The following is an 8329-nucleotide window of genomic DNA, read 5'->3' as shown; positions in this document are numbered from 1 at the left end:
CTTTCCATTTGAGCTTCGCTCAAGTGGACGGCCATTTTAGCGATTTAAAGTTTAGTGTCAACCACTTTTTTCAAACTTTTTTCAAGCGCTTGGCTTGGCTAATTGACCTTGCTAATTACGTTCTCGTTTCTTTCGAAGCGTTCCCGTGTCAGCGAGGGGGCATTATAGAGATCAGCTTCACATTGGCAAGCGCTTTTTTCACTTTTTTGCTTATTTCGACCTGTTCGGTCAGAAAGCAAACAAAAACACCTAAAACAGGCGACAAAAGCTACATCTGAGCAAATTTTTTCGCGAATAAAGATACTTTTTCCCAGTTTGTATATTCAACTTCTTTAGTGGTATCCGTCTCGCCGCCTGTCATAGACATAATGAAGCGAATCATAACGCGGTCGAACCATTTGTACCTTGGGTAATAAAGTGCGCCAGCAAACACACCGATCAGTGGTGGTTGCCACGGAGATTTCTTTAGAAAGGTCTTTATATAAGCACTGCCTTCTGGAGTGTCTTTACCTTGGTCTTCTTTTCTCGCGGTAAGGTTCACGCAGAAGAAAGCGACTTTATTGCTTTGCAATTGAGATAAGTTGGCTGAAATGAACTTATATAGCAGTTTATTAAGATGCCCATATCGAATAGATGCGCCAATAAGCACTTTGTCGTAAGAGTCCCAATCAACTGCGGTAATTTGGTGGAGATCCACTAGGTCACATTGATAATCAGATAGCTCCTTATCAATAAACTCAAGAATCTTTTTCGTCTGGCCTTCGCGGCTTGAATAGAGAAGTAGTGCTTTCATCGTGTGCCTTTAGCTACGCCAGAATGTTGGCGTAAACAATATGAGTAGAGTAAATATTTCCAAACGTCCGAATAGCATAGATACAATCAGTACCCATTTAGCTTTGTCATTGATCTCACCAAAGTGCAGTGCGACCTCACCTAAACCTGGACCTAAGTTATTCAAGGTTGCCGCTACCGCAGAGAAGGCACTAAGCTCATCCATACCTGTCGCGATCAAGGCCAGCATACAGATAACAAAAACCAGAGCATAAGCAGAGAAGAATCCCCATACCGCATCGACGACTCGCTGACTTAGCGCCGTACCGCCCACTTTGATGGTGTATACCGCTCTTGGGTGAATCAAACGTTTCATTTCACGAGCACCTTGCAAGGTCAGTAGCAGTATACGTATTACTTTCATACCGCCCCCGTTGAACCCGCACAACCACCTATAAATGATGAGAACAAAAGTAGTACCGGCAAGAATAGTGGCCATTCAGAGAATCCGGTTGTGGTAAAGCCTGCTGTAGTCGATATCGAAACCGTCTGGAACAGGGCCTGATCGAAGGCATCATAATAGGTGTCGTAAGAGTGATGATTCAGCAGGATTAGGAAACAGACAACAAACAACACCACTTGGATAAAGATAAACGCGCGAAACTCTGGATCTTTCCAGTAATACTTAGGATGAACACCGCCAGAAGCAAATGCAGCAAAGTGAAGTGAATAGTTACAAGCAGAGATGAGCAGGAATACCACGGTGATCATGTTAATAGCATGGCTGTCGAAGTAGCCCATACTCGCATCGTGGGTAGAGAAACCACCAATAGCAATCGTCGAGAAACTATGACTGATCGCATCAAAAGGGGTCATTCCCGCCAACCAAAACGCCGTCGCACAAGCTATGGTAAGACTTAAATAGATGTACCACAGCGCTTTCGCCGTCTCGGCTATTCGTGGCGTCATCTTACTGTCTTTTACTGGCCCAGGGATCTCTGCTCGATAAAGCTGCATACCACCGATACCCAGCACTGGCAAAATCGCAACCGCTAACACGATGATACCCATTCCGCCAAACCATTGGAGGAACTGGCGATAGAAGAGTATAGCTTTAGGTAAGTCATCTAACCCGACGATAACAGTCGCACCGGTTGTGGTGAGTGCAGAAAAAGACTCAAAGAAAGCGTCGGTTACCGAGATATTCGGGTTATCGGCCAATAAGAAAGGGATTGAGCCTGCACTACCAATTACCGTCCAGAACAGAACAACAATAAGGAAGCCATCTCGGGCTTTCAGCTCATGTTTATATCTTCGGTTTGGAAACCAAAACACGCCACCACAAAAAAGGAGGACAAAGAAGGTAGTGACAAAAGGAACACCCGCGCCATCTCGGTATAATAGTGCGACTAACGCTGGGGCCAACATCGAGACACTAAACAGTGCCAGCAGTAAGCCAACGATGCGGATGATTGATCGAAATTGCATTATTTAATCTTCGAAGCTGAGCTTCACGACTTCCTAGTTATCTTTATTTCTGGTGACAATTGCCTTTGCACCACTCTTATTGATGATTGTTTGAGTAAACACATCCACTAAACGGCGTTCTATTTCGACGATTAAGACAACCTGTTCACTGTATTGAGCATCAACCTCACTCGCCTCATATTGCCCCATAATGGATTGAGCAATAGGTACAAAGCCATAGTCTAACTCTAGGCGCAGTTTTGTGGTTATTTTTTTCTCGATAGTTTGAAGCAGCTTGAGCGCTTGTTGCACTCCACCACCATAGGCTTTAACCAAACCACCAGTCCCTAGCTTGATTCCACCAGAATAGCGCGTAACAACTGCCGCTATCTCTCCAACACCAGAGCCAGATAACTGCGCCAATATTGGCTTACCCGCCGTTCCTGAGGGCTCGCCATCATCACTAAAACCCCACTTCATCGAATCTTCAGGCCTACCTGCGACAAATCCCCAACAGTTATGCCTCGCTGAAGCATGCTCTTGTTTGATCTGCTCTACGAATGCTTTCGCCGCTTCAATACTTGGTGTGTGAGCTAGATGAGTAATAAAGACACTTTTCTTTATCTCTTCTTCAAACAGCGTGGTCGAGGCAGGGATCAAATAGGGTTGGTCATTCATTCAATAAGGCCTTTTATTTCAATGGCGCAAAGTGTATCACGAGCCTGATACAAAGCTGTAATGATCTGCCCAATCGCACAATGTTAAACAGTTGTTTAAAAAATGTATTGAAATTAACCAATCTGACGTTCACACTAAAACAACTGGTCTAACCAGAATTGATATAATAATAAACAAGACAACACTCTTACACGCGATCATGGATTGCATGTCACGGAGATAGACAATGATTTACCAAGCTAACACCCTACAGGTAAAGGAAGTTGATAAACATATCGTTGAGTTGAGTTTCTGCTCTCCAAATTCAGTAAACAAACTCGATTTGGCAACGCTACAGTCACTGGATGAAGCATTAGACGCTGTCGCTGCGCTTCCAAATATCCAAGGTATGCTGCTCACTTCCGATAAAGACACATTTATTGTTGGTGCAGACATCACTGAGTTTCTTGGCCTGTTTGCTAAGTCTGATACCGAACTCGATGAGTGGCTTCAGTTCGCCAACAACATCTTCACCAAGCTTGAAGACCTCCCATTTCCTACACTCTCAGCACTCAAAGGCCATACACTTGGCGGTGGGTGTGAGTGTGTACTCGCTACCGACTTCAGAATTGGTGACAAAACCACCAGCATTGGACTACCTGAAACCAAACTAGGAATCATGCCTGGTTTTGGCGGCTGTGTTCGCCTGCCGAGAGTTATCGGTGCGGATAGCGCGATGGAAGTGATTACTCAAGGTAAAGCTTGCCGCGCAGATGAAGCACTTAAGATCGGTTTACTCGATGCCATAGTAGAAACCGATTCGCTGCAGCAATCCGCAGTTGAGACCATCAAGCTCGCTGCTAACGAGCAACTCGATTGGCAACAACGCCGCAAACAAAAAACATCGCCATTATCGCTCAGCAAGCTTGAATCTATGATGAGCTTTACCATGGCGAAAGGTCTAGTCGCGCAAAAAGCCGGACCTCATTACCCTGCTCCAATGACAGCGGTTATTACTATTGAAGAAGGTGCTCGTCACGCTCGTGATGAAGCTCTTGATGTCGAACGTAAGCATTTCATCAAACTAGCTAAGTCGGAAGAAGCGAAATCACTGGTCGGTCTATTCTTAAATGATCAGTACATCAAAGGCATCGCTAAGAAGTCTGCAAAAGCGGCGAGCAAAGACACCCAACGAGCAGCGGTACTTGGTGCTGGCATCATGGGTGGCGGCATTTCATACCAATCGGCACTGAAAGGTGTTCCGGTCATCATGAAAGACATTGCTCAAGCGTCGCTAGATTTGGGAATGAGCGAAGCATCAAAGTTACTCAACAAGCGCCTGTCCCGTGGCCGTATCGATGGTTTCAAAATGGCGGGCATCTTGTCTTCTATTACCCCAAGCCTACATTATGCGGGCATCGAAAATGCGGATGTGGTCGTTGAAGCTGTTGTTGAGAATCCAAAAGTGAAAGCTTCTGTGTTAAGCGAAGTCGAGCAGCAAGTGGGTGAAGACGCCGTCATTGCATCGAACACTTCAACCATTCCAATTAACCTGTTGGCAAAATCACTCAAGCGACCTGAAAACTTCTGCGGTATGCACTTCTTCAATCCTGTGCATCAAATGCCATTGGTTGAGATCATTCGCGGTGAACATACTTCTGATGAAACCATCAACCGAGTGGTCGCCTACGCCGCTAAGATGGGGAAATCGCCGATTGTCGTGAACGACTGCCCGGGTTTCTTTGTTAACCGCGTGCTATTCCCGTACTTCGGTGGCTTCAACCTACTACTGAAAGATGGTGCTAACTTTACTCAAGTCGACAAAGTCATGGAGCGCAAGTTCGGTTGGCCGATGGGCCCTGCTTACCTGTTAGACGTTGTTGGTATTGATACCGCTCACCACGCTCAAGCGGTCATGTCACAAGGATTCCCTGAGCGAATGGGCAAACAAGGTAAAGATGCGATTGATGCGCTATTTGACGCGCAAAGACTTGGCCAGAAGAACGGCAAAGGATTTTACAGTTACAGTGTGGACAAACGTGGTAAACCTAAGAAATCTTTCTCTGAAGATATTGTTTCTGTTCTGGCCGATGTCTGCGCTCAACCAACTGATTTCGAAGACCAAACCATCATTGAACGCATCATGATTCCAATGATCAATGAAGTGGTATTGTGTTTGGAAGAAGGCATTATCGCCTCTCCTCAAGAAGCCGATATGGCGCTCGTTTATGGCCTTGGTTTCCCACCATTCCGTGGCGGTGTGTTCCGTTACCTAGACAGTATTGGTATCAGCAATTTCGTTGAAATGACCAAGCAATACCATGACCTAGGTGCAATGTATCACGCTCCAAAGCTCCTTGTTGATATGGCTGAAAAGAACGAATCTTTCTACTCAGCCCAGCAAGCTAGCTCTTTATAAACCACGTTTGGAAAAGGAATAACATGATGAAGAATGTAGTTGTTGTTGATTGCCTTCGTACCCCTATGGGGCGCTCCAAAGGTGGAGCATTTCGTCATACACGAGCAGAAGACCTTTCGGCTCATCTAATGAAAGGGATCTTAGCTCGCAACCCACAAGTCAATCCAAGTGAGATCGAAGACATCTACTGGGGCTGTGTACAGCAAACTTTAGAGCAAGGCTTTAATGTCGCGCGTAACGCTGCGCTGCTTGCAGGCCTGCCTATTGAGATTGGCGCAGTAACCGTTAACCGTTTGTGCGGCTCATCAATGCAAGCGCTGCATGACGCTTCACGTGCCATCATGGTAGGTGATGCTGATATTTGCTTAATTGGTGGTGTTGAACACATGGGTCATGTTCCGATGACGCATGGTGTTGATTTCCACCCAGGCATGTCAAAAACCGTTGCCAAAGCAGCTGGTATGATGGGTCTGACGGCAGAAATGCTCGGTAAACTTCATGGCATTAGTCGCGAAGACCAAGATGCGTTTGCAGCTCGCTCCCATCAACGTGCTCATGCAGCTACCGTTGAAGGGCGATTTAAGAACGAAATCCTACCAACTGAAGCACACGCGGAAGACGGTTCACTGTTTACACTTGATCACGATGAAGTAATCCGCCCAGAGACCACTGCAGAAGGTTTGTCTCAGCTTCGACCAGTATTTGATCCTGCCAATGGTACGGTAACAGCAGGCTCGTCGTCGGCACTTTCTGATGGCGCTTCAGCGATGTTAATCATGAGCGAAGACAAAGCCAATGAGCTTGGACTCACTATCCGAGCGAAAGTGAGGTCTATGGCTATAGCGGGTTGTGACCCTTCTATCATGGGTTACGGCCCTGTACCAGCGACTCAAAAAGCGCTGAAGCGTGCAGGCCTAAACATTGAAGATATGGATGTGGTTGAACTCAATGAAGCATTTGCTGCGCAATCTTTGCCATGTGCGAAAGACTTAGGTCTTCTCGATGTCATGGATGACAAAGTAAACCTAAATGGCGGCGCAATTGCTCTTGGGCACCCACTAGGCTGTTCAGGCTCTCGTATCTCTACTACGCTGATTAACCTAATGGAAGCTAAAGGGGCGAAATACGGCCTTGCAACCATGTGTATTGGTTTGGGGCAGGGCATCGCAACGGTATTTGAAAGACCGTAAAGCTCAAGGTTACTTATAAACAAAACGCCAGCATATGCTGGCGTTTTTGTCTCTGCTACCACTAACCAAGCTTCGACTAGGTATTCACTTCACCTTCCGTTTCTATGACTTCAAGTGTCGGCTTTTTATCTTTTAGGTATTGGTCATAATTAACCACCTTGCTTCGCCCAGTATCTTTAGCCATATACAAAGCTTGATCCGCTTGTTTAACCAATACTTCGGTGTCTGCCGCAGGTTTAGGATAAGTCGACACACCAATAGAAACACCCAACTGACCCAGTGATAGCCCTTTGTGCTCCAAATGTAGGCTTCTCACGGTGGTACAAATAGACTCTGCCAGTTCCGTTGCTTCATGCATGGTGCGCTGAGGGAGCAAGATAGCCAACTCTTCACCTCCAAGGCGGCATGCTAGCTCTTCATCACCAACACTGCGCTTCAATAAGCTTGCTATCTCTTTGAGAACAAAGTCTCCCGCATCATGACCGAAGTTGTCATTGAAGCGTTTGAAATGATCGAGATCGAGCATCAGTAATGATAACGGCTCACCCGTACTAGACGAGAACATCGAGTGTTCTTCCAATTTCTGCTCGAAGAAACGTCGGTTGAACAGCCCTGTGAGCGGATCGCTCAACGCTTGTGAACGTAGCTTCTCTTGCAAGCTCAAGTTCGCTAGCGCCAACCCTAAGTGCTCCGACACGCTAAATGCCAGTTGCTCGGTCACTGGGTCGATCTCGGTTTGCCCCTCAAAGTACAAATGCATAATACCGATAGTATTACCGTGGGCAGTTAGGGGGATGCAGATTGTTTGGTTTAGACCGACATTATCCATGTGATCACAGGTCAATGAATGATATTCATCGATCGCTTTATGGGCGCGGCCTTTACGCAGTGACCAGCACTCATCGGGAGAAAAACTTCGGCTACTCGGCCACTCGCCGCCCCAATCAAGTTGTGTGGTTAACTGATTTCGAGATGCTCGCATCAAAGAGACGCTACCATTAATGTCTCCTAGCACTCTCGGCACCATATCTGAGACCACTTTTTGAGCTTCCACTAAGTTGTTACACGCAGCCAACATATTGGCTAATCGGTGCATCAACTCGATCTCGTTAGTACGCAACTTGATTCGCTCATCTTGTTTACGCTGTTCGAGCTCAACACGATGATTGATTTGACGGTTACCAACATAAGATGTTCCTATCAAGAAGGTGATACTCAGTACCACCATCCCGATTAGGATCATCATCAATTGAGTGGTCATTTGCTTGAGGTGATACATAGGCGAAGAGAGCACAATCACTTGCTCCTCACCAGCTATGAGCTCTTTTTGCGCCACATAAATTCGATCGGTAGAAGTTACTGAGCTGAACCTGACTGATGTTCCTTGACCATAAGCGAGCGCGTCAATGAAATCTGGGCGATCCGCATGATTCTCGACCCGTGCAAGAGCGTGGTCAGAAAGCTCTGTATCCCCTCTTACGGTACCGTCAGCGGCAATAACCTGAATGCGAAGGTGGCTACTCGCTTGAGTCATATTGCCAATATAGTCGTCAATATCGGTTTGAGGGGTAATGGATTCTCTGTCCTCTTGGAACTCGAAAACCACATCCGACATAATAGATATTAGATGTGACTGCTCTCTATCAATGACCAGTTTTACAAGCGTCACGTAGAACACATACACGCCAATAACCATTGAGATGGTCAGAATAATGATGGGAAACAGTTGCCAGCGTTTATCTACGGCTTTCATACATCGCCTTCCGTAAAAATATGCAATTAGTATCTATTGATAATACTATTTAACAATACATTAACCACTAAA

General features: G+C 46.1%; 5 protein-coding genes and 1 pseudogene. 2 read left to right on the top strand and 4 right to left on the bottom strand.

The annotated features are described in order from the left end of the window. Positions 1-268 precede the first annotated feature (268 nt). The 3 genes and pseudogenes from hemG to UA76_RS19095 all read right to left on the bottom strand — a co-directional run bounded on the left by hemG (position 269) and on the right by UA76_RS19095 (position 2916). Positions 269-793: a menaquinone-dependent protoporphyrinogen IX dehydrogenase gene (hemG, locus tag UA76_RS19105; protein WP_047049474.1), complete on the bottom strand. Its 525-nt coding sequence runs from the start codon at positions 791-793 to the stop codon at positions 269-271. A gap of 9 nt (positions 794-802) precedes the next feature. Beyond that, positions 803-2259, bottom strand: a pseudogene (locus UA76_RS19100) (TrkH family potassium uptake protein). 33 nt (positions 2260-2292) lie between these two features. Then, positions 2293-2916, bottom strand: coding sequence for a YigZ family protein (locus tag UA76_RS19095; protein WP_047049472.1), 624 nt, complete (start codon positions 2914-2916; stop codon positions 2293-2295). Between the two features lie 226 nt (positions 2917-3142). Between UA76_RS19095 and fadB the strand changes: the two genes are divergently transcribed. Both fadB and fadA read left to right on the top strand, forming a co-directional pair. Beyond that, on the top strand, positions 3143-5314 hold the full coding sequence (gene fadB / locus UA76_RS19090) for a fatty acid oxidation complex subunit alpha FadB (protein ID WP_047049471.1): 2172 nt from the start codon (positions 3143-3145) through the stop codon (positions 5312-5314). Positions 5315-5340: 26 nt separating this feature from the next. After that, entirely contained in the window at positions 5341-6504 is a 1164-nt protein-coding gene (fadA, locus tag UA76_RS19085) for an acetyl-CoA C-acyltransferase FadA (protein WP_047049469.1), read from the top strand. A 76-nt stretch (positions 6505-6580) separates the two neighbouring features. Here the strand turns inward: fadA and UA76_RS19080 are convergent, their stop codons facing one another. Further along, positions 6581-8257: a sensor domain-containing diguanylate cyclase gene (locus UA76_RS19080; RefSeq protein WP_238322358.1), complete on the bottom strand. Its 1677-nt coding sequence runs from the start codon at positions 8255-8257 to the stop codon at positions 6581-6583. Positions 8258-8329: the final 72 nt, after the last annotated feature.

It is taken from the genome of Vibrio mexicanus, from assembly GCF_001012815.1.
Lineage (GTDB): Bacteria > Pseudomonadota > Gammaproteobacteria > Enterobacterales > Vibrionaceae > Vibrio > Vibrio mexicanus.
The sequence above is the reverse complement of the archived record's forward strand: the minus strand, read 5'-3'. Positions and strand labels throughout refer to the sequence as shown.

Excerpts from the sequence above, each read along its gene's own strand:
- UA76_RS19080 (WP_238322358.1), bottom strand. The coding sequence starts at position 8,257 with ATGAAAGCCGTAGATAAACGCTGGCAACTGTTTCCCATCATTATTCTG.
- UA76_RS19095 (WP_047049472.1), bottom strand. The coding sequence starts at position 2,916 with ATGAATGACCAACCCTATTTGATCCCTGCCTCGACCACGCTGTTTGAA.
- hemG (WP_047049474.1), bottom strand. The coding sequence starts at position 793 with ATGAAAGCACTACTTCTCTATTCAAGCCGCGAAGGCCAGACGAAAAAG.
- fadB (WP_047049471.1), top strand. The coding sequence starts at position 3,143 with ATGATTTACCAAGCTAACACCCTACAGGTAAAGGAAGTTGATAAACAT.
- fadA (WP_047049469.1), top strand. The coding sequence starts at position 5,341 with ATGAAGAATGTAGTTGTTGTTGATTGCCTTCGTACCCCTATGGGGCGC.